General features: G+C 70.2%; 17 protein-coding genes. 10 read left to right on the forward strand and 7 right to left on the reverse strand.

Annotated elements, in window-relative coordinates; all coding sequences use genetic code 11:
* Positions 1-2 precede the first annotated feature (2 nt).
* From BM004_RS26595 to BM004_RS26610, 4 genes are all read right to left on the reverse strand, one after another.
* A complete protein-coding gene (locus BM004_RS26595; RefSeq protein ID WP_093218189.1) occupies positions 3-1,646 on the reverse strand; it encodes an indolepyruvate oxidoreductase subunit beta family protein in 1,644 nt (547 codons plus the stop codon).
* A gap of 32 nt (positions 1,647-1,678) precedes the next feature.
* Positions 1,679-3,838 (reverse strand): thiamine pyrophosphate-dependent enzyme, encoded by a 2,160-nt coding sequence (locus tag BM004_RS26600; protein WP_093218059.1) that lies wholly within the window; start codon positions 3,836-3,838, stop codon positions 1,679-1,681.
* Positions 3,839-3,935: 97 nt separating this feature from the next.
* Positions 3,936-4,568 carry a c-type cytochrome gene (locus tag BM004_RS26605; protein WP_177206615.1) on the reverse strand — a complete coding sequence of 211 codons (633 nt, stop codon included), beginning with the start codon at positions 4,566-4,568 and terminating at the stop codon, positions 3,936-3,938.
* A 47-nt stretch (positions 4,569-4,615) separates the two neighbouring features.
* The gene (locus BM004_RS26610) at positions 4,616-5,854 is read right to left on the reverse strand and encodes a PQQ-dependent sugar dehydrogenase (RefSeq protein ID WP_256220057.1); all 1,239 of its coding nucleotides are present in this window, start codon (positions 5,852-5,854) and stop codon (positions 4,616-4,618) included.
* A gap of 128 nt (positions 5,855-5,982) precedes the next feature.
* Between BM004_RS26610 and BM004_RS26615 the strand changes: the two genes are divergently transcribed.
* Entirely contained in the window at positions 5,983-6,888 is a 906-nt protein-coding gene (locus BM004_RS26615) for a LysR family transcriptional regulator (protein ID WP_256220058.1), read from the forward strand.
* 73 nt (positions 6,889-6,961) lie between these two features.
* Positions 6,962-8,215: an Nramp family divalent metal transporter gene (locus tag BM004_RS26620; RefSeq protein WP_177206616.1), complete on the forward strand. Its 1,254-nt coding sequence runs from the start codon at positions 6,962-6,964 to the stop codon at positions 8,213-8,215.
* Positions 8,216-8,246: 31 nt separating this feature from the next.
* Here BM004_RS26620 and BM004_RS26625 read toward each other — a convergent pair whose 3' ends face one another.
* On the reverse strand, positions 8,247-9,371 hold the full coding sequence (locus BM004_RS26625; protein ID WP_093218065.1) for an ABC transporter ATP-binding protein: 1,125 nt from the start codon (positions 9,369-9,371) through the stop codon (positions 8,247-8,249).
* Between the two features lie 58 nt (positions 9,372-9,429).
* Entirely contained in the window at positions 9,430-10,182 is a 753-nt protein-coding gene (locus BM004_RS26630; protein ID WP_093218067.1) for a FadR/GntR family transcriptional regulator, read from the reverse strand.
* A gap of 136 nt (positions 10,183-10,318) precedes the next feature.
* On the opposite strand from BM004_RS26630, the gene BM004_RS26635 reads away from it, so the two are divergent.
* From BM004_RS26635 to BM004_RS26670, 8 genes are all read left to right on the forward strand, one after another.
* Positions 10,319-11,698 carry an ABC transporter substrate-binding protein gene (locus BM004_RS26635; protein ID WP_093218068.1) on the forward strand — a complete coding sequence of 460 codons (1,380 nt, stop codon included), beginning with the start codon at positions 10,319-10,321 and terminating at the stop codon, positions 11,696-11,698.
* Positions 11,699-11,710: 12 nt separating this feature from the next.
* On the forward strand, positions 11,711-12,607 hold the full coding sequence (locus tag BM004_RS26640; RefSeq protein ID WP_093129336.1) for a carbohydrate ABC transporter permease: 897 nt from the start codon (positions 11,711-11,713) through the stop codon (positions 12,605-12,607).
* Positions 12,604-13,464 carry a carbohydrate ABC transporter permease gene (locus BM004_RS26645; RefSeq protein ID WP_093129337.1) on the forward strand — a complete coding sequence of 287 codons (861 nt, stop codon included), beginning with the start codon at positions 12,604-12,606 and terminating at the stop codon, positions 13,462-13,464. Before BM004_RS26640 ends, BM004_RS26645 begins: the two co-directional genes overlap by 4 nt.
* A gap of 4 nt (positions 13,465-13,468) precedes the next feature.
* The gene (locus BM004_RS26650) at positions 13,469-14,287 is read left to right on the forward strand and encodes a shikimate dehydrogenase family protein (RefSeq protein WP_093218070.1); all 819 of its coding nucleotides are present in this window, start codon (positions 13,469-13,471) and stop codon (positions 14,285-14,287) included.
* Between the two features lie 21 nt (positions 14,288-14,308).
* On the forward strand, positions 14,309-15,301 hold the full coding sequence (locus BM004_RS26655; protein ID WP_093129339.1) for a Bug family tripartite tricarboxylate transporter substrate binding protein: 993 nt from the start codon (positions 14,309-14,311) through the stop codon (positions 15,299-15,301).
* Positions 15,302-15,332: 31 nt separating this feature from the next.
* A complete protein-coding gene (locus tag BM004_RS26660) occupies positions 15,333-16,151 on the forward strand; it encodes an HpcH/HpaI aldolase family protein (RefSeq protein ID WP_093218072.1) in 819 nt (272 codons plus the stop codon).
* Positions 16,152-16,191: 40 nt separating this feature from the next.
* On the forward strand, positions 16,192-17,955 hold the full coding sequence (gene araD, locus BM004_RS26665) for an L-arabinonate dehydratase (RefSeq protein ID WP_093129341.1): 1,764 nt from the start codon (positions 16,192-16,194) through the stop codon (positions 17,953-17,955).
* A 261-nt stretch (positions 17,956-18,216) separates the two neighbouring features.
* A complete protein-coding gene (locus tag BM004_RS26670; protein ID WP_093129342.1) occupies positions 18,217-18,996 on the forward strand; it encodes a sulfite exporter TauE/SafE family protein in 780 nt (259 codons plus the stop codon).
* 22 nt (positions 18,997-19,018) lie between these two features.
* Here the strand turns inward: BM004_RS26670 and BM004_RS26675 are convergent, their stop codons facing one another.
* Complete coding sequence (locus BM004_RS26675) at positions 19,019-20,212, reverse strand: mandelate racemase/muconate lactonizing enzyme family protein (RefSeq protein WP_093218073.1); 1,194 nt, start codon at positions 20,210-20,212, stop codon at positions 19,019-19,021.

The raw sequence follows: 20,212 nt of genomic DNA on the forward strand, positions 1-20,212 counted from the left end.
TGTCAGGCGCCGCCGGTGGGCTTGCGCTTCATCCAGCGGATGGGCTGGGCCTTGACGGGGCGTGCCGGTGCGCCGTGCGCGAGCAGCGTGGCGTCGAGCGCGCGGCCGGCGTCGTCGGCCAGCGCCGCCGTGCGCGCGGCGGCCACGGCCTGCGCGCGTTCGGCCGGCGGCACACCGGCCTGCGCGCGTTCGGCCGGCGGCACACCGGCCTGCGTTGCGAGGTGGTCGGTCACGTGCAGCAGGTTCTCCTTGCCGCGTTCGTTGGTGCTGCCGTAGCCCTTGATGAGCCGGCCGCACAGCGCCACTTCATGCCCCAGCGCCCACGCCTCGCGCGTGCCGGCTTCCACCGCCGCGAGCCAGCGTTCGATCAGCGCCTGCTCCTCGGCGAAGCGGCTGCCGCGCCGGCGCAGCCAGCGCAGCGACGCCAGCAGCCGCAGCGAGGCCATGCCGGCCACCGAGTGGCTGCCCACCTTCAGCGGCAGGGCCCAGGGCGCGCGGCCGCGCGCCTGCCGGCCGCGGTCCCATGCCGTCACGCGGCGTGCGAGCGAGGGCGGCAGCAACGCGGCAAACTCGGCGGCGCCGGGCTTGAAGTGGTCGTAGACCTTCACGATGTCTTCGTCGCCGGCGCGCACTTCCTGCCGCACGCGCTGCGCTCGGCTCGCGCGGCCCTTGAGCGCGGCCACGCGCACGATGTCGTCGAAGGCCATCCACAGCGCGAGCCAGCGCGCGGCCTCGCGGGTGACGGCGAAACCCTGTGCACCGGCCGGGTCGGCGGTGCGCTCGGCGTCGAGCACGCGGCCCAGCCGCTGGGCGTACAGCGCGGCATAGCCGGCGTCCTGGTAGTCGAGCACGCGCGCATGGCCGAGCGTGAGCATGTCGTGCACCGCGGGCGGAAAGCGCCGCGCCAGCTCGGCGGGCAGGGCGCTGGCCGGCGGCGCATCGTGGCCTTCGCTTGCCAGCACACTGCTGACGAAGGCGGCCTGCGCGCGCGGTGCGCTCACGGCATCGAAGGCGGCCGCAAAGCCGCGCAGGCTGGCCGCGGCCATCTTGCTCAGCTTCTCGGGCGCGCGGGTGTCGCCGCCGCGCACCACATGTTCATAGGCTTCGCGCGGAAACGGGAACAGCCCGCTGCCCGCGATGGCGCCCAGCATCACCGCGCTGACCACCGTGCCGCTGTCGCGCGCAATGGCGTTCATGTCGAACACGTGGTGTTCGCGGCTGAAGGCCTTCACCACGTCGAGCAGGCGCTGCGAGTCGGTGCGTCCGTCGCCGGGCTCCATGCGTTCGGCCGTGGTGAAGATGCGCGCCGACGAGCTGATGACCAGCGTGCGCAGCGGCGCGCTCATGCCGTTGCCGATCTGGCGCGTGGTCTCCAGCAGCTCCGACGACACGATCGCGTCGAGCGCGCCCGGCACCGGGCTCAGGCTGAACACCGGCCGGCGCGCACCGAGCTGCGCGAGCGGCACCGGGAACACTTCCAGGTAGTAGGTGGTGGCGCCGGTGCGCTGCGCAACGCCGGGAATCGACGTGCTCTGCGCCGCGTAGCCGGCATGGCGCGCGATGTCGACCAGCCATTCGGTCAGCACACCGCCGCCTTCGCCGCCAAGGGCGCAGACGAGCAGGGTGGTGGGGCGGTTCTGTTCCATGGTGTTGTCGTTCTTTCCGCTCGTGCTGTTCTTCATGCGGGTTGCAGTGCACGCACCACCGCGCCGCGCAGCCCGTGCAGCAGCCGCTCGTGCCACTTCGGGTTCTGCACCACCTCGGCGCGGTAGAAGCTGGGGCACAGCGTGGCCGCATGCGCGTTGGCGCCGCACAGGCCGCAGCCCACGCAGCCGTCGATCACGGTGGCCACCGGGTCCACCTTCAGCGGATCGGGGTTGTCCTTCAAGGTGAGCGTGGGGCAGCCAGACAGGCGAATGCAGGCGTGGTCGCCGTTGCACACGTCTTCGTCCACGCCGTACTTCACGCGCACCACGCGCTCGCCCTTCTTCAGCAGGCCGGCGAGCCAGGGCTTGATGCGGCGCTGGCGTTCCAGCTGGCACTCGCCTTCGGCGATCACCACCTTCAGGCCGTTGAAGTCGCTGGTGAGCGCCTCGGTCAGCGTCTTGCGCATGCGCTCCACGTCGTAGGTGGTCACGGTGCGCATCCATTGCACGCCCAGGCCCTTCAGCGTGGCCTCGATGGTCTGGTTCTTGTCGACCAGGCTCTGCTGCTTGTCGACGGCGCGCTCCTTGATCTCGTCGTCGGGCGTGGAGATGATGTCCTGCGTGCCGGTGGCCGAGGTGTAGCCGTTCTTGAAGATCAGCAGCACCGCGTCGTCGTCGTTGAACAGCGCGCTCTGCACGCCGGTGAGCAGGCCGTTGTGCCAGAAGCCGCCGTCGCCCATGATCGACAGCGTGCGCCGGTTCATCATGGGCGCCACGCCCGCGCGGCTCGCGAGGCTCATGCCGTAGCCCAGGATCGAGTGGCCCATCGAGAACGGCTCGAAGGTGCCGAAGGCGTGGCAGCCGATGTCGGCCGCGATGTGCACCGGCCCGGTTTCCTGCTGCGCGAGCTTGAGCGCGGAGAACACCGGCCGCTCGGGGCAGCCGATGCAGAAGCTCGGCGGCCGGTTGGGCAGCGGCGCGCTCAGCTGGCGCGCCACCGCCTCGCGGCGCTCGCGGTTGCCGGCCAGCCAGGCCTGCGCCGAAGAAGCGGCGTCGCTCACCGCGAGGTACTTCGCGGCAAAGGCCGCGATGCCGCCCGACAGCACCTCCACGCCGTACTCGCCCGCCAAGGGCAGCATGTCCTTGCCGTGCAGCGGGGTCTGGATGTCGCGGCGGCGCAGCAGCGTGGCCATGTCCTGCTCGATGTACTCGGGCTGGCCTTCTTCCACCACCAGCACCGCGCGCTTGTCCAGGCAGAAGCCGGCGATCTGGTCGGGCACCAGCGGGCAGGTCACGTTGAGCACCAGGATCGGAATGTCCGTCTCGCCGAAGGCATCGGCCAGGCCGTGCTGCTGCAGGCTGCGCACCAGCGCGTTGTACAGGCCGCCCTGCACCACGATGCCCAGGTCGGCATGCCGCTGGCCCTGCATCAGCTCGTTGAGCCCGTGCTCGACGATGTAGCGCCGCGCCGCCGGAATGCGTTCCTCGCCCTTGAGCTTCTCGTGGCGGAAGGTGACGGGCGGATGCGCGAGGCGCATGTAGTCGAAGCCCGCCGGCTCGGCCATGAGCGCGCGCGTCGACACGGCAGGCGCCACGTTGTCCTTGCATTCGAAGCTGCCGCGCACGTGGCAGGTGCGGATGCGCAGCTCCATCAGGCAGGGCATGTTCGAGCTTTCCGACAGGCGAAAGCCTTCTTCCACCATGCGCACCATCACGCCCAGGTCGGGCCGGGGGTCGAGCAGGCACATGCTCGACTTCAGCGCATAGGCGTGCGTGCGCTCCTGGATCACGCTGGCGCCTTCGCCGTAGTCCTCGCCCACCACCACCAGCACGCCGCCCGTGACGCCCGGCGAAGAAAGGTTGGACAGCGCGTCGGCCGCCACGTTGGTGCCGACTATCGACTTCCACGTCACCGCGCCGCGCAGCGGGTAGTGAATGGACGCGCCGAGCATGGCCGCGGCCGAGGCCTCGTTGGAGCAGGCCTCCACGTGCACGCCCAGCTCGTCCATGTAGGCCTTGCCCTGGACCATCACGTCGAGCAGGTGCGACACCGGCGCGCCCTGGTAGCCGCCAACGTAGGCCACGCCCGACTGCAGCAGGCCCTTGGTGATCGCGAGGATGCCCTCGCCGTGGAAGGTGTCGCCGGCGCCGAGGCGCAGCATTTCCACTTCCTTGCTGAATGAAACTTCCAAGAGATTCGGCTCCGATGTCTGGTTGATGGGTGTCGCCGAGGGGCGGACTGGGGGGGCGGCGCTTGCCGCTCCCGCGCAGCGGGCGCCTGCCTGGCGTTTATCTGGGGGCGGCCTTTGCGGCGGTGCCGGAAAAACGCGCCACGTAGTACGCGAGGGTGTCGAGGTCTTCCGCCGGGATGCGGCTCACCGCCTCGCTCATCGCCTGCGTGTAGCCCGGCCGCTTGCCCGTGCGGAAACCCTGCAGCGCGAGCTGCAGGTAGTCCTCATGCTGCTGTGCGATGCGCGGCACCTGCTGGCCGCCGCTCATGTCGGCGCCGTGGCAGAGCACGCAGCGGTTCTCCTGCGCGAGCGCCTGGCCGCGTGCCATGCGCGCGGCATCCGGTGCCGCGGCGGGCGCCGGCGCGGGTACCGGCGCCAGGGTGCCGATGAAGTCGGAGAAGCCGCGCAGGTCCTCGTCCTTCATGCCCTTCGCAACGGCCGACATCGCCGGGTTGTCACGCCGGCCTTCGCGGAACAGGAACAGCTGCGTGATCGCATAGAACGAATGCTGGCCCGCGAGCACCGGCGTGCCCGCCATGTCGCCGCGGCCGTTGGCGCCGTGGCAGGACGCGCAGAGCTCGGCGTAGCGTTGCGCGTAGACACCGCCCTTGGCCCCTGCCGGGGCCTTCGTGCCCTCGGCCCCTGCCGGGGCCTTCGTGCCCTGGGCACCGGCCGTACACGCTGTCGCCACGACCCCCGCCGCCAGCGCGCACCGAACGATCAGCAAACGCGCGCCCTTCATCGGCCGCCGTAGCTGATGCGGTAGATCGCGCCGGCGTGGTCGTCGCTCACGAGCATCGAGCCGTCCTTGAGCACGAGAAAGTCCACGGGCCGCCCGAGGTAGGTGTTGTTCTCGACAAAGCCCGTCATGAACGGCTCGACCTTGGCGCCGCCCTTGCCGTCGGGCCAGGCCACCGCGATGTCGGCGTACTTGACGGTGCGGTTCCATGGGCCGTGGCGTGCGATGAACATCGCGCCGCGGTACTTGGCCGGGAACATGGTGCCCTTGTAGAAGTTGAGCCCCAGCGCGGCGGCGTGCGGGCCGAGCAGGGCGGCGGGCTTCACGTAGTCGCTGCAGCTCTTGCCCCAGCCGAATTCGGAGTCGGCGATGTTGCCCTGGTGGCAGTACGGAAAGCCGAAGTGCTGGTTGGGCGCGGTGACCACGTTCAGCTCGTCGTTCGGCAGGTCTTCGCTGAGCCAGTCGCGGCCGTTGTCGGTGAACCAGAGCTGGCCGGTCTTGGGGTCGAAGTCGAAGCCCACCGTGTTGCGCACGCCGCGCGCCACCGTCTCGATGCCGCTGCCGTCGGGGTTCATGCGGAAGATGCGCGCATGCGCGTCGTCGGGTTCGCACAGGTTGCAGGGCGCGCCCACGGCGTAGTACAGCTTATCGCCGTGCATGCGCAGGTAGCGCCAGCTGTGGTCCTGGCCGCCGGGCAGCTTGTCGTTGAGCACCACGGGCGTGCCGGGGTTGTCGAGCTTGTCCTCGATGCCGTCGTAGCGAACGATCTGCTTGTGGGTCGCCAGGTACAGCGCGCCCTTGTGGAACTCGATGCCGGTGGCGAACTCGGTCTTGTCGATGACCGTCTTCGGCTTGCGGTCGCCCTTCTCGGCAATCGCGTAGACCTTGTTGCCCACGAACAGCGTGCTCACGAACACCGTGCCCTTGGCACCCTGGCGCAGCTCGCGCGCGTCGAGCACGCCCGAGGCCCAGGTCTCGACCTTGAAGCCCGGCGGCAGCTTGAACCTGGCGGTGGGCAGCTGGTCGGCCGCGGTGGGAATCGGGAACGAGGGCACCGGCGCCATGCGCGTGGCGGCTTCGTTCTTGGGGCGGCCCTTGGCCCAGCCGGGCTCCTCGGCCGGGGGCTGCTGGGCCCAGGCGGTGACGGCCGCGCAGAGGAGGGTGGCGAGCGCTGCGCGCGCGCTGAACGGTGCGCTGAATGGCGCGCGGAAACGACGAAGTGCACGAATCATGGCCATGTCTTGTCTCCTTCTTGTCGTGGGGCTCGGGTCGCGGCATCGGCAGGGCCGGCCGGCGAACGCCCGCCAGTGTGCGTGGCGCTGCCGCGGCGCTCAATAAAATAATCGAGCTAAGCAATATGAATGGCATGCATATGGAAACACTCGACCTCAACCTGCTGCGCCTGTTCGACGCCGTCTACCGCGAGCGCAACGTGAGCCGCGCCGCCGAATCGCTGGGCCTCACGCAGCCCGCGGCCAGCCACGGGCTGGGCCGCCTGCGGCTGCTGCTGGCGGACGCGCTCTTCACGCGCGCCCCCGGCGGCGTGGCCCCCACGCCGCGCGCCGACCGGCTGGCGGTGGCGGTGCAGGCGGCGCTGAGCACGCTGGAGGAGGCGCTGCACGAGTCCGACCGCTTCGAGCCGCTGGTGTCGCGCAAGACCTTTCGCATCCACATGAGCGACATCGGCGAGGGGCGCTTCCTGCCGGCGCTGATGGCGCGGCTGCGCGAGCTGGCGCCGGGCGTGCGGGTGGAGACCCGGCCGCTGGCGCCGGGCGACATCGCCACCGCGCTGGACAGCGGCAAGGTCGACTTCGCCTTCGGCTTCCTGCCCCGCGTGAAGGACACCCAGAGCGCCCAGCTGCTGAGGGACCGCTACATCGTGCTGCTGCGCCAGGGCCACCCCTTCGTGAAGCGCCGGCGCAACGGGCAGGCCCTGCTGGAGGCGCTGCAGGAGCTCGACTACGTGGCCGTGCGCACCCATGCCGACACGCTGCGCATCCTGCAGCTGCTGAACCTGGAAGACCGGCTGCGCCTGACGACCGAGCACTTCATGGTGCTGCCGGCCATCGTGCGCGCCACCGACCTGGCGGTGGTGATGCCGCGCAACATCGCGCGCGGCTTCGCGGCGGAGGGCGGCTACGCCATCGTGGAGCCGCCGTTTCCGCTGCGCGACTTCACCGTGTCGCTGCACTGGAGCAAGCGTTTCGAGGCCGATCCGGGCAACCGGTGGCTGCGGCAGGTGATCGTGGCGCTGTTTTCCGAGCGGGCCTGAACAGGATGCCAAGATGCCCGATGCGCCCAGTTCATGTCCCGGTCAGGCTCGGCATGCGACCATGCGCGCGCACATGAAAAAACGAATCCCCTCCTTCCTGCGGCACGTGGGCCCCGGCGTCGTCACCGGCGCGGCCGACGACGACCCGTCGGGCATCGCGACCTACACCCAGGCCGGGGCGCAGTTCGGCACCGGGCTGCTGTGGACGGTGTTCCTGTCGCTGCCGTTCATGGTGGCCATCCAGCTGGTGTCGGCGCGCATCGGCCGGGTCACTGGCAAGGGCGTGGCGGCCAACCTGCGCGAGCACATGCCGCGCGGCCTGCTCATCGCGCTGGTGGCGCTGCTGGTGGTGGCCAACACCATCAACATCGCGGCCGACATCGCCGCCATGGGCGAGGCGCTGCAGCTGGTGGTGGGCGGCGGGGCGCACTTCCATGCGCTGGTGTTCGGCGTGGTCACGGTGCTGCTGCAGGTGTTCGTGCCCTACCGCAAGCTGGCCCACATCCTCAAGTGGCTGACGCTCACGCTCTTCGCCTACGTGGCGGCGGTTTTCGTGGTGCAGGTCGAATGGGGCCGCGTGCTGCACGACCTGGTGGTGCCCAGGCTGCAGTGGAAGGGCGACTACTGGATGATGATCGTCGCGCTGCTGGGCACCACCATCTCGCCCTACCTGTTCTTCTGGCAGGCCTCGCAGGAGGTGGAAGAGCTGCGCCTGAAGGGCGGGCGGCGCGGCACCGACGAGCAGGTGCGCCACGACCTGAAGCGCGTGCGGATCGACACCTGGGTGGGCATGACGTTTTCCAACCTCATCGCCTTCTTCGTGATGGTGGTGGGCGCGTCGGTGCTGTTCACGGCGGGCGTGCACGACGTGACCTCCGCCGCGCAGGCCGCCGAGGCGCTGCGCCCGCTGGCCGGCGACTTCGCCTTCTGGCTCTTTGCCGGCGGCATCGTCGCCACCGGCCTGCTGGCGGTGCCGGTGCTGGCCTCGTCGGCCGCCTATGCGGTGGCCGAGGCCTTCGGCTGGGAAGAGGGGCTGGAGCGGCACTGGCGCGAGGCCAAGGAGTTCTACGGGATCATCGCGGTGGCCACGCTGGTGGGCACCGCGCTCGACTTCACCCCCATCGACCCGATGAAGGCGCTCTACTGGAGCGCCGTCATCAACGGCGTGGTGGCCGTGCCGATCATGGCCGCCATGATGGTGCTGGTGACCCGCGAGAAGGTGATGGGCGTGTTCACCTCCGGGCGGCGCACCCGCTGGCTCGGCTGGGGCGGCACCGCGCTGATGGGGTTCGCCGCGTTGATGATGGGCTGGGACCTGATGCGCTGATGCACTGGCGGGCCGATCGGTCTGGCGAGCCTCAGGCCGCGGCCGTTTGCATCTCGGCCGGTGCCATCTCGGCCGTTTCCTGGCGCAGCGCCAGCTCGTTCGCGTCGAAGAAGTGCAGCGCCTCGGGCGCCAGCGAGAGCTGCAGGGTGCGCGGCAATGCGGTGTCGCCGCCCGGCGTCAGCAGCACCAGTTCGCCCAGCGACGAGCGCAGGTAGCAGAACGCGCGGTCGCCCAGCTGCTCCACGGCCAGCGTCTCGCAGTCCTGCAGGTCGAGCACCACCTGGCCCGGCAGCGGCGCGCCGATGCGCACCTGCTCGGCGCGAAAGCCCAGTGTGCGCACGTCGCCGCGCAGCCGCTGCGGCACCTGCAGCGTGGTTGTGCCGATGCGCAAGCGCGTGCCGCCGGTGCCCCGCTCGGCGGCGTCGACCTGGAACAGGTTCATGCGCGGCGTGCCGATGAAGCCCGCCACGAACAGGTTGGCCGGCGAGCGGTACAGCGCCAGCGGCGAGCCGACCTGCTCGATGCGGCCTTTGCGCAGCACCACGATCTGGTCGGCCAGCGTCATGGCCTCGGTCTGGTCGTGCGTCACGTACACCGCGGTGGCCTTCAGCGTGCGCTGCATGCGCGCGATTTCGAGCCGCAGCTTCACGCGCAGCTCCAGGTCGAGGTTGGACAGCGGCTCGTCGTACAGGAACACCTCGGGCTGGCGGATCATGGCGCGGCCCATGGCCACGCGCTGGCGCTGGCCGCCCGAGAGCTGGCGCGGGTAGCGCTCCAGCAGCGGCGTGAGCTCCAGCGTGCGGGCGATCTCGTCCACGCTGCGCTGCTGCTGCGCGGCGTCGACCTTGGCCATGCGCAGGGGAAAGGCCAGGTTCTGGCGCACCGTCTTGTGCGGGTACAGCGCGTAGTTCTGGAACACCAGCGCGCAGCCGCGCTCGGCCGGCGGCACGTCGTTCACCACGCGCCCGCCCACGAGCACCTCGCCGCCGCTGGGCGTTTCCAGCCCCGCGATCATGCGCAGCAGCGTCGACTTGCCACAGCCCGAAGGGCCGAGCAGCACCGTCACCTGGCCGTCGGGCATCGTGAGGTCGAGGCCGGGGATCACCTCGACGTCGCCGAAGCGCTTGCTGATGGATTGAAGCCGGATCTCTGCCATGGCGTGGGGTTCCTGTGCCTTTGTAGGGAAGGCGGTTGCGGAGGTAATTTCGTAAGGGTCAGCTGGAGGCCGCGGCGGCCGACCTGGCCACGCCGCGCTGGATGTTCGACTCGGTCAGCCCGAGCAGTTCTTCCATCGCGCGGCGCGCCTCGGCGGGCTTTCGCGCCCAGATCTGGTCGAGCACGGCACGGTGCAGCGGCAGGCTCTTGCGCGGCGCGCCGGGCTGGCGCGTCGAGAGTTCGAACGAGGTGCGCAGCGCGGCCTCGATGGTGGCGCCGAAGGCCACCAGGAAAGGGTTGCCAGTGGCGGTGAGGATCGCGCGGTGAAACTCCAGGTCGGGCCCGGCGTAGGCCACGGCGTCCATGCCGGCCGCGTCCATCAGCCGGTAGGCGCGCTCGATGGTCGCAATGGCCGCGTCGGGCGCCGAGGCCGCCGCAATCTCGCAGGCCGCGGGCTCCACGATGCGCCGCAGCTGCATCAGGTGCTGCGCCATCTGCACGCGGTCGTTGCCCGACCAGGTCCAGCGCAGCACGTCCTCGTCGAGCATGTTCCATTGGGTGCGCGGCAGCACGCGCGTGCCGGCCTTCTGGCGCGAGGCGATCAGGCCCTTGGCCTTGAGCCGGGTCAGCGCCTCGCGCACCGAGGTGCGCGCCACGCCGAGCTGTTCGGCCAGTTCCACCTCCGTCGGCAACGCCGCGCCATCCCCCCATTCGCCGGCCACCACACGGTGGGCCAGCGCCTCGGTCACGGCCAGCGGGCCACGCCGCGAGGCAGCCGGGCGGGCTTCGATGTGTTCTTTATGGTCGGACATATTATTTATGGAAATAAGGTTATCCCACGTGGATAGCCCTCAAGTTTCGGGTTTTCCATGAGAAATTGAAATCTATTTGTCTGTCATATTCAAGTCCAGACGCCATACGGATGATCCGGAAGAAAGAGACACGACCATGAGCCTCCCGCACTCTCCAGCCATCGACCCGCAGCGCCGCCGCCTCCTGAAGGCGGCCGCCGCAAGCGTAGCCGCCGGCGCCGGCGGCACGCTGGCCTTCCCGGCCATCGCGCAGGCCAAGCCCTTCGCCGGCGTGAAACTGCGCGGCGCGGCCTACCAGCACGGCTTCTTCAACATCCTGCGCAAGTACATCCCCGAGTTCGAGCAGCAGACCGGCATGACGGTCGACCTGCAGCTCTCGGCCTTCCCGGTCTACAACCAGCAGGCCGACCTGGAGCTGTCGTCCGGCGGCAGCGCATGGGACTTCTGCAACGTCACCTTCATCCTGGCCGCGCGCTGGGTGGCGGCGGGCCTGCTGGCCAACCTCAGCGACTTCGCCGCCGACCGCAAGCTCACGCCCGCCAGCTGGAACCCCGACGACTTCGTGAAGGGCGCGCAGCTGCCCTACCTCGACAAGGCCGGCAAGGCCTACGGCTTCGCCTGGGAGGGCGGGGCGATGCTCATGGGCATCAGCCGCACCGACCTCATGAAGAAGCGCGGCGTGGAAGCGCCGCAGACCTTCGACGAACTCATGAAGGTCGCCGAGGCCATCCATGGCCAGGACGGCGGCAGCGGCCCGGTGACCGGCTTCGTCAGCTCCAACCTGCACCACTGGTTCCTGCCGCCGTACGTGCAGGGCTTCGGCGGCGACTTCTTCGTGAACCCGCCGGGCGACATCAAGCCCGCGCTCGACTCGGCCGCGGCGGTGCAGGCGACCGATTTCTACGCAAGGCTCCTGTCCAAGTACAGCCCGCAAGGCGTGCTGGGCTACACCGAAGACCAGGCGCGCGCGGCGCTGATCGGCGGGCGCTCGAACATCTTCATTCACTCCAGCTCGTGGGTCAGCGCCATGCTGACCTCGCCCGACAGCAAGGTGAAGGACACGGCGCGCGTCATGCGCATGCCGGCCGGCCCCAAGGGCGACTTTCCGGCGTCGAACAGCCAGGGCCTGGGCATTCCGAAGAACGCCAAGAACAAGGAGGCCGCCTGGGAGTTCATCAAGTGGACGCTGAGCCCCGAGCTCACCGCGCGCATCGTGAAGGACACCGGCCATCCGTCGATCTGCCGCCGCTCGGTCATCGAGAGCGCCGAGTACAAGCGCATCAACACCATCAACGGGCAGGACCTGGGCAAGCTCTACCTCGAGGTGCTCGAGCAGCCCGGCAAGACGCGCAACTACATGGCCTACCGCACGGTGAAAGAGTTTCCGCTGGTGGGCGACGTGGTCAACAAGGCGGTCGAGCGCGTGGTGTCGGGCCAGCAGCCCGCGGCCGAGTCGATGAAGGCCGCGCAGGACGCGGCGCTCAACGCGCTGCGCCGCGCCGGCGCCAAGGTCTGACGCCCGCTTCCCATGCCCGCTGCTTCCTATGAAGGCCAGCGCCGCCGCTTCGTGCGGATGGCGATCGCGCCCAGCCTGATCTTCCTGCTCGTGGTGGCGGGGCTGCCCACGCTGTTCCTGCTGGTCACCAGCCTCACGCCCGGTGCGCTGGTCAACCCCGGCTCGCTGGGCGATTTCTCGGACCCGCTGCGCAACTACAGGCTGCTGGGCGGCGACGAGCGCTTCGTCGGCTCGCTCGTGGTGCAGGCGCGGCTGTCGCTCTACACGGTGGTGCTGCAGGTGCTGCTGGGCACGGGGCTCGCGCTGCTGGTGCATTCGGGACAAGACCGCTGGAAGTCGCTGCGCCACCTGTTCGTGATTCCGATGGTGCTGCCGCCGATCGTGGTGGCGGTGATCTGGAAGCTGGTCTACACGCCCGACATCAGCCCCATCTACCAGGCCGCGCGCGTGCTCGGCGTGACGCTGCCCGCGCTCACCACGCACGTCGACTTCGCGCTGTGGGCCATCGTGATCGCCGACACCTGGGAGTGGGCGCCGTTCACCTTCCTGATGGTGCTGGCCGCGCTGCAGACGCTGCCGGCCGAGTACGTGGAGGCCGCGCGCATGGACGGCGCCGACGCCTGGCGCGTGTTCGGCCACATCGTGCTGCCCTACATCGCGCCGGTGCTGCTGGTGTGCACGCTGTTCCGGCTCATCGACAGCATCAAGGCCTTTCCGCTGATCTTCCTGCTGACCGGCGGCGGACCCGGCTCGGTGACCGAGGTGACCAACTACTACGCCTACCTGGTGGCCTTCAACTTCGGCGAGCTCGGCTACTCGAGCGCCATCACGGTGGTGCTGCTGGTGGCCACCGTGCTCGTCAGCTGGGGCGCGATGCGCCTGAGCCGCAACGCGGGAGCCGCGGAATGACGCCCACATCACCGGTCCGCAAGACACCGCCGCGCAAAGTGCCCTGGCGCAAGCGCTGGCCGCTCGCGCGCTGGGCCGTGCCGCTCATCCTGGTGCTCATGCTGCTGCCCTTCCTGTGGCTGCTGCAGATGTCGTTCAAGCCGACGCCGTTCATCCTGGAGTTTCCGCCGCGCGTGTTCTTCGTGCCCACGCTGGAGCACTACGTGGGGCTGTGGCAGGCGGGGTTTCCGGAGTCGTTCGTCAACAGCCTGATCACGAGCATCGTGTCGACGCTGCTGGCGCTGCTGTTCGGCATTCCGGCGGCCTATGCGCTGTCGCGCTGGACCGGGCGCGGGCGCTTCGGGCTGGGCCTGGGCATCCTGCTCACGCGCATGGCACCGCCCATCGCGTTCACCATTCCGTTCTTCCTGGCCTACCGCTGGCTCGGGCTGCTCGACACGCGCACCGGGCTCATCATGATCTACATGACCTTCAACCTGCCGCTGGTCATCTGGATGATGCAGCCCTTCTTCGACGCCGTGCCCGCGTCGCTCGAAGAAGCCGCGCTGATGGACGGCGCGGGCTTCGGCACCGTGTTCCTCGAGATCGTGATGCCGATGGCCACCGCAGGCATCGCGGCCACGGCCATCCTGTGCTTCCTCTACGCGTGGAACGACTTCTTCTTCGCGCTCATCCTCACGCGAACCGACGCGCGCACCGCGCCGGTGGCGGTGGTGAACTTCATGAACTACGAAGGCTGGGAGTGGGGCAAGATCGCCGCGGGCGGCTCGCTGGTGATGGCGCCGGTGCTCGTGTTCTCGATGCTGGTGCGCCGCTACCTCGTGAGCGGCCTGACAGCCGGCGCGGTGAAGGGCTGAGGCCATGGTGCCCGTCACGCTCAGCGGCGCCACGCGCCTCGTTCCCATCCTCGCGCACCCGGTCGACCACGTGCGCGCGCCGCGCATCTACAACCCGGCCTTTGCGGCCGCCGGCCTCGACTGGTGCCTGGTGCCGATGGGCGTGCACCCGGGCGACTTCGCGGCCACCGTGGCGCAGCTTGCGCGCGTGGGCAACCTGCAGGGCCTGAACCTCACGATTCCGCACAAGGCCGCGGCATATGCGCTGTGCGCGCGGCGCGGACCCGAGGCGCTGCGCACCGGCGTGGTCAATACCATGCGCATCGACGCCGACGGGCAGTGGTCGGGCGAGAGCTTCGACGGCGTGGGCTTCGTGGAAGCCGCGCGCGCGCACGGCGTGCTGTGGCCCGATCGCCCCGTGGTGCTGGTGGGCGCGGGCGGCGCGGGCACGGCCATCGCGTTCGCGCTGGCCGCGGCCGGTGTGCGCGAGCTGCACGTGATCAACCGCGAGCCCGAGCGCGCCGGGCACCTGGTGGCCGAACTGCGCAAGGCCTTCCCGGGCATCGGCGCGCGCATGCCGCCCGACAGCGACCACGCCAGCGCCCTGCGCCGTGCGGGCCTGGCGGTCAACGCCACCTCGCTGGGCCTGCACGAAGGCGAGCCGATGCCTTTCGATGCCGCGCTGCTGCCGGCCGATGCGGCGCTGTTCGACATCATTGCCGCGCGCGACACCGAGCTCATGGCCGCCTGCAGCGCGCGCGGGCTGCGGGTGGTGGGCGGCAAGCCCATGATCGACCACCAGGTTGCCGCGCAGATCGCGTTTTGGCGCGGCGGCGGCGCGTGAACGCCTGAACAAGGAGACCCGATGAAGAAGTTCGCAACGCTCGTGTTCGCCGTCTGCGGCAGCTGCATCGCCGCGCTGGGCACCGCGCCGGCGCTGGCGCAGCCGAAGGCCGACTATCCGCACAAACCCATCGTGCTGGTGGTGCCGCAGCCCGCGGGCGGCGCCGCCGACCAGTTCGCGCGGCCCTTCGGGCAGGCGCTCTCGCAGCGGCTCGGCCAGCCGGTGATCATCGACAACCGGCCCGGCGCCAACGGCAACATCGCGGCCGCGTACGTCGCGCGCAACCAGCCGGCCGACGGCTACACCGTGTTCTTCGGCTCGGTCAGCACGCTGGCCGTGAACCCGCACCTGTACAAGGCCACGGGCTTCGACGCGCTCAAAGACTTCCAGCCCATCACGCTGACCAACCAGACGCCCAACGTGCTGGTGGTCGGTGCCGGCACGCCCTACAAGACGGTGGCCGACGTGGTCGCCGCCGCGAAGAAGGCGCCCGGCACGCTGAGCTTCGGCTCGGCCGGCAACGGCAACACCATGCACCTCACGGGCCTGCAGTTCGAGGCCAGGACCGGCACGCAGCTGATCCACGTGCCCTACAAGGGCGGACCGGCCGCGCTCAACGACGTGATGGGCGGGCAGATCCCGATGATGTTCCACAACCTCTCGGCCGTGCTCGGCCAGGAGAAGGGCGGCCGCGTGCGGGTGCTGGCCGTGGCCGACACGCAGCGCTCGAAGCTGCTGCCCAACGTGCCGACCATGGCCGAGGCCGGTGCGCCCGGCGTGGTGCAGCTCGCATGGAGCGGCATGCTCGTGCGCGCCGGCACGCCGGCGCCGGTGGTCGAGCGGCTGCACAAGGAGATGGCCGGGATCCTCGCCGACCCGGCGTTCCGCAAGCCGCTGGAGGAGCAGGGTTTCGATGTGCTTTCATCGACGCCGCAGGCCTTCACCGAGCGCCTGAAGGCCGACCACGCCACCATGGGCGAGGTCATCAAGGCCGGCAACGTGCAGATCGACTGAACACACCGCAAGACACAGACACAGGACAACCATGCCTTCACGCAACGCATTCAAGCACGCCCTCGCGGCCAAGGTGCCGCAGATCGGGATCTGGTCGACGCTGCCCGACCCCTACATTTCCGAGCTGCTCGCGGGCGCCGGCTTCGACTGGATCCTGCTCGACGCCGAGCACACCCCCGGCGACCCGACCACCATGCTGCGCCAGCTGCAGGCGGTGCAGGCCGAGCGCGACCGGCCCACCAACGCCGTGGTGCGCCCGCCGTGGAACGACCCGGTGCTGATCAAGCAGTACCTGGACATCGGCGCGCAGACGCTGCTGCTGCCGTTCGTGCAGACGCGCGAGGAAGCCGAGGCCGCCGTGGCCGCCACGCGCTACCCGCCGCACGGCATCCGCGGCATGGGCGGCACGGTGCGCGCCTCGAAGTTCGGCCGCGACGCCCGCTACGTGGCCGAGGCCTCGAGCGAGATCTGCGTGCTGGTGCAGGTCGAGACCGCCGAGGCGCTCGAGCAGCTCGAGGACATCGCCAACGTCGACGGTGTCGACGGCGTGTTCATCGGCCCCGGCGACCTCTCCGCCAGCATGGGCGTGGCCGGGCAGGTCAACCACCCCACGGTGCGCGCCGCGGTCGACAAGGCCATTGCGCGCATCCTGGCCTGCGGCAAGGCGCCCGGCATCCTGATGAACGACGAGCCGCGCGCGCAGGAGCTGCTCGAGCTGGGCGCGCTGTTCGTGGCCGTGGCCAACGACCAGGTGCTGCTGCGCAAGAGCGCAGACGACGTGGCGGCGCGCTTCAAGGCGCGCGGCCTGCCGCCGGCACCGCGCCCGCCCGCCGCGCCCGCCACCTACTGACGCCCCGGCAACCCCCGAGATCCAGAGAAGAACACACCGCATGTCCACAGAAGGCGTCCGCCCCAAGACCGTCGAGCAACTGCGCAGCCAGCGCTGGTTCGCGAGCGACGACATCCGTGGCTTCGCCCACCGCCAGCGCATGCAGCAGCAGGGGCTGGCGCGCGAGGAGTTCATGGGCCGGCCCGTGATCGGCATCGTCAACACCTGGAGCGAGCTCTCGCCGTGCCACGCGCACCTGCGCGAGCGCGCCCAGGCCGTGAAGCGCGGCGTGCTGCAGGCCGGCGGCTACCCGCTGGAGCTGCCCGCGCTGAGCCTGGGCGAGGTGATGGTCAAGCCCACGACCATGATCTACCGCAACCTGCTGGCCATCGAATGCGAGGAGCTGCTGCGCAGCCTGCCGATCGACGGCGTGGTGCTCATGGGCGGCTGCGACAAGACCACGCCCGGCCTCATCATGGGGGCGCTGTCGATGGACGTGCCCGCCATCTTCCTGCCGGCCGGCCCGATGATGAACGACCGCTACAGGGGCCAGGCCGTGGGCGCGGGCACGCACACCAAGAAGTTCTGGGCCGAGCGCACCATCGGCAACATCGACCAGGCCGAGTGGATCCGCCTGGAGTCGCGCATGACGCGCACGCCCGGCACCTGCAACACTATGGGCACGGCCAGCACCATGACGGCCATTGCCGAGGCCATGGGCCTGTCGCTGCCCGGCGCCATGAGCATTCCCGCGGTCGACTCCGAGCACAGCCGCATGGCATGGCGCTGCGGCGAGCGCATCGTCTCCATGGTGTGGGAAGACCTGAAGCCCTCGCGCATCGTCACCAAGGCCTCGTTCGTCAACGCCGTCACCGCCTACATGGCGCTCGGCGGCTCCACCAACGCGGCGGTGCACCTGCCCGCCATGGCGGGGCGCGCGGGCATCGAGCTGAACATCGACGAGCTCGACGCCATCGCGCGGCGCGTGCCCGTCATCGCCAACCTCTATCCGTCGGGCGAGAAGCTGATGGAAGACTTCCACTACGCGGGCGGCCTGCCCGCGGTGCTGAACAGGATCGCCGCGCACCTGGACCTGTCGGCGCGCACCGTCACCGGCCGCACGCTGGGGGAGGACATCGCGAACTGGCCGGCGCAAGACGACGGCACCATCCTCGACCCGGCGGCGCCGCTCAAGCAAGGCACGCCCGAATGCCCCGAGGCCGGCATTGCGCTGGCCGTGCTGCGCGGCAACCTGTGCCCCGACGGCGCGGTCATCAAGCCTTCGGCCGCCACGCCGGGGCTGCTGCGCCACACCGGGCGCGCGCTGGTGTTCGACTCGAACGCCGAGATGCTCGCGGCCATGGCCGACGAAAACCTCGACTGCGACGCCTCGACCGTGCTGGTGCTGCGCAACGGCGGCCCGGTGGGCGGCCCCGGCATGCCCGAATGGGGCAACCTGCCGATTCCGAAGAAGCTGCTGCGCGAAGGCGTGCGCGACATGCTGCGCATTTCCGATTCGCGCATGAGCGGCACGCACTACGGCACCTGCGTGCTGCACGTGTCGCCCGAGTCGGCCATCGGCGGGCCGCTGGCGCTGCTGAAGACCGGCGACACGGTGTGCCTGGACATCGGCGCGCGCAGCCTGAACATGCTGGTGTCCGACGAGGAACTGGCCGCGCGCCGCGCGCATTGGAAGCCGCCCGTGCAGGCCTACACGCGCGGCTACACGAAGATCTTCCAGCACGAGGTGACGCAGGCGCACCTGGGGTGCGATTTCGCGAGCCTGGCCGGCAACGCGCCGACGCCCGAGCCGCCGATCTACTGAGGGCGCACGGCGCGCGGCATCGCGCGCACCGAATCGGGTCGCCCCGCGCCGAATGTCCGACTGCCGGGGCCGGAGTTAGCGCGCCCCGGCAGCGCCGCGCCCGCCGTTCGAGGGACAATGCGGGCCGTGACATCCGGGCCCGTTGCGGCCTCGTGGGTCACGCTCCTCCCTTTTCCCTTGCGGCAGGCCACGGCATCCACCCTGGCCACCACGCCGCGCATGGCGCAGCTCCCGCAGCGGCCAACTGACGATTCATATCCGGTGCAAGCGATTCTTTCCGAAGCCGGCCCCGTGCTGGTCTTCATGGCCTGCGTGGCGCTGGCCACCTACGCGCAGAACCTCACGGGGTTCGCATTCAGCCTGATCCTGCTGGGCCTGGTGTCGGTGTTCCACATCGCCAGCGTGAGCGACACCGCCAACGCCGCGACGGTGCTGAGCCTGATCAATGCCTGGACCTACTTCCGCGCCCGCCCCGGCGTGGTGCCGTGGCAGCTGATGAAGCCGGCGCTCAACGGCAGCACGCTGGGCGTGATCGTCGGGCTGGTGCTGCTCACGTGGCTCAGCGGCGGGGCGGTCAACTGGCTGCGCGGGCTGCTGGGCGTGTCGATCCTGGGTTGCGCGGTGCTGCTGGTGACGCAGGGCCGGCCGCTGCCCGTGGTGTCGGGTCGCACCAGCTTCGCCGTGATCGGCGGGCTGTCGGGCGTGCTGGGCGGGTTGTTCTCCAGCTCGGGCCCGCCCATCGTGTTCCACATGTACCGCCAGCCGCTGGACCGCGAACTGGTGCGCCGCGCGCTGCTGCTGATGTTCGCCTTCAACTCGCTGGTGCGGCTGGTGATCGTGTTGCCGACTGGCAACTTCTCGTGGTACTCGGCGCTGCTGGCCGGCTGCGCGATGCCGGTCGTCTACGTCGCGACGCGGCTGCACCACCGGCTGCCGAACAAGCTGCAGCCGCGCACGCTCAAGTGGCTGGTGGGCGGCCTGCTGGCGGCCGCGGGTTCGACACTGCTGGCCAGCGCGTGGACGGCAATCGCGCAGGGCTGACGCGCGCCGCGGCGGTGCCAGGCTACACGCCGACCACGCCGACCAGCGGAATCTCGACCACGAAGCCCTTGCACGCCGCCAGGTCCGGCGCCACGCCCAGCCCGGGCTCGTTCGACAGCTGCACCCAGCCGTCGTTCACGGTGAAGTTGGGCACCGCCAGCAGTTCGCGCAGCGGGTTCGGGTTGCTGTCGACTTCCACGTAGCCCGGCCCGCCCACGGCGGTCTTCAGGTGCATCGACGCGACAAGGCCGATGCCGCCGCCCAGCCAGTGCGGGCAGTACCACTTGCCGGCCGCCAGGGTCTGCTTCGCCACCTCGAGGCAGCCGCTGAAGCCGCCCCATTTGCCCAGGTCGGGCTGGATGACGGCCATGCCTTCTGTCGCAATGAAGTCGCGGTATTGCGCGAAGCCCGCGAGGTTCTCGCCGCCGGCCAGCGTCAGCGGCTGGCGCTCGCTCAGCTCCTTCCAGCGCTGCGCGGGCTGGTCGGCGCGCAGCGGTTCCTCGAGCCACAGCAGGTCGAAATCTTCCATGCGCCGGCCGGCCTGGCAGGCTTCGTCGAAGTCCCAGGCCTGGTTGGCGTCGACCATCATCGTGGCCTCGCTGCCGAGCGCATCGCGCAGGGCGCGCAGGTTGGCCAGGTCGCGCTCGGCGCCAAAGCCCACTTTGAGCTTGAAGGCCCGGTAGCCCTCGTCGCGCTTGCGCAGCGCCAGCGTCTCGGGGTCGGTCGGGTTCAGGCCCGAGGCATACACCTGCACCGGCCGGGCCTGCGCACCGCCCAGCACCTGCCACAGCGGCTTGCCCTGGCGGCGCGCGTGCAGGTCCCACAGCGCCGTGTCCACGCCCGCCACGATCTGGTTCAGCGTGCCGTGCTCGCCGGTCTGCAGCGCGAGCACCGCGAAACGCTTCGTGAGTTCGTCGAAGCACTCGCGCGGATGCGACCACGCGCGGCCGGTGACGGCCGGGCGGCAGTAGGCCAGCGCCATGCGCGCGCGGTGCTCCGCGCCCACCGTCGGAAAGTTGCACCAGATCTCGCCCCAGCCCACCGCGCCGTCGGCATCGGTGAGCCGCACCAGCACCGCGGGCCGGTCGCGCATGACGCCGAAGGAGGTCTGCACCGGCGGGTCGGCCGGGGCGCGGAACACGAAGACGTCGAGGCGCTCGACGGTGAGGGCGCTGGAGGTGCTGGAGGCCGCGGAATCCGGTGCGATGGATGTCAT

Origin of the sequence: Variovorax sp. OK212, from assembly GCF_900112425.1 — a bacterium.
Lineage (GTDB): Bacteria > Pseudomonadota > Gammaproteobacteria > Burkholderiales > Burkholderiaceae_C > Variovorax.

Bases quoted from the DNA above. Each gene is read 5' to 3' on its own strand.
- BM004_RS26595 (WP_093218189.1), bottom strand. From the start codon at position 1,646: ATGGAACAGAACCGCCCCACCACCCTGCTCGTCTGCGCCCTTGGCGGC.
- BM004_RS26610 (WP_256220057.1), bottom strand. From the start codon at position 5,854: ATGGCCATGATTCGTGCACTTCGTCGTTTCCGCGCGCCATTCAGCGCA.
- BM004_RS26615 (WP_256220058.1), top strand. From the start codon at position 5,983: ATGCATATGGAAACACTCGACCTCAACCTGCTGCGCCTGTTCGACGCC.
- BM004_RS26620 (WP_177206616.1), top strand. From the start codon at position 6,962: ATGAAAAAACGAATCCCCTCCTTCCTGCGGCACGTGGGCCCCGGCGTC.
- BM004_RS26625 (WP_093218065.1), bottom strand. From the start codon at position 9,371: ATGGCAGAGATCCGGCTTCAATCCATCAGCAAGCGCTTCGGCGACGTC.
- BM004_RS26630 (WP_093218067.1), bottom strand. From the start codon at position 10,182: ATGTCCGACCATAAAGAACACATCGAAGCCCGCCCGGCTGCCTCGCGG.
- BM004_RS26635 (WP_093218068.1), top strand. From the start codon at position 10,319: ATGAGCCTCCCGCACTCTCCAGCCATCGACCCGCAGCGCCGCCGCCTC.
- BM004_RS26640 (WP_093129336.1), top strand. From the start codon at position 11,711: ATGCCCGCTGCTTCCTATGAAGGCCAGCGCCGCCGCTTCGTGCGGATG.
- BM004_RS26645 (WP_093129337.1), top strand. From the start codon at position 12,604: ATGACGCCCACATCACCGGTCCGCAAGACACCGCCGCGCAAAGTGCCC.
- BM004_RS26650 (WP_093218070.1), top strand. From the start codon at position 13,469: ATGGTGCCCGTCACGCTCAGCGGCGCCACGCGCCTCGTTCCCATCCTC.
- BM004_RS26655 (WP_093129339.1), top strand. From the start codon at position 14,309: ATGAAGAAGTTCGCAACGCTCGTGTTCGCCGTCTGCGGCAGCTGCATC.
- BM004_RS26660 (WP_093218072.1), top strand. From the start codon at position 15,333: ATGCCTTCACGCAACGCATTCAAGCACGCCCTCGCGGCCAAGGTGCCG.
- araD (WP_093129341.1), top strand. From the start codon at position 16,192: ATGTCCACAGAAGGCGTCCGCCCCAAGACCGTCGAGCAACTGCGCAGC.
- BM004_RS26675 (WP_093218073.1), bottom strand. From the start codon at position 20,212: ATGACATCCATCGCACCGGATTCCGCGGCCTCCAGCACCTCCAGCGCC.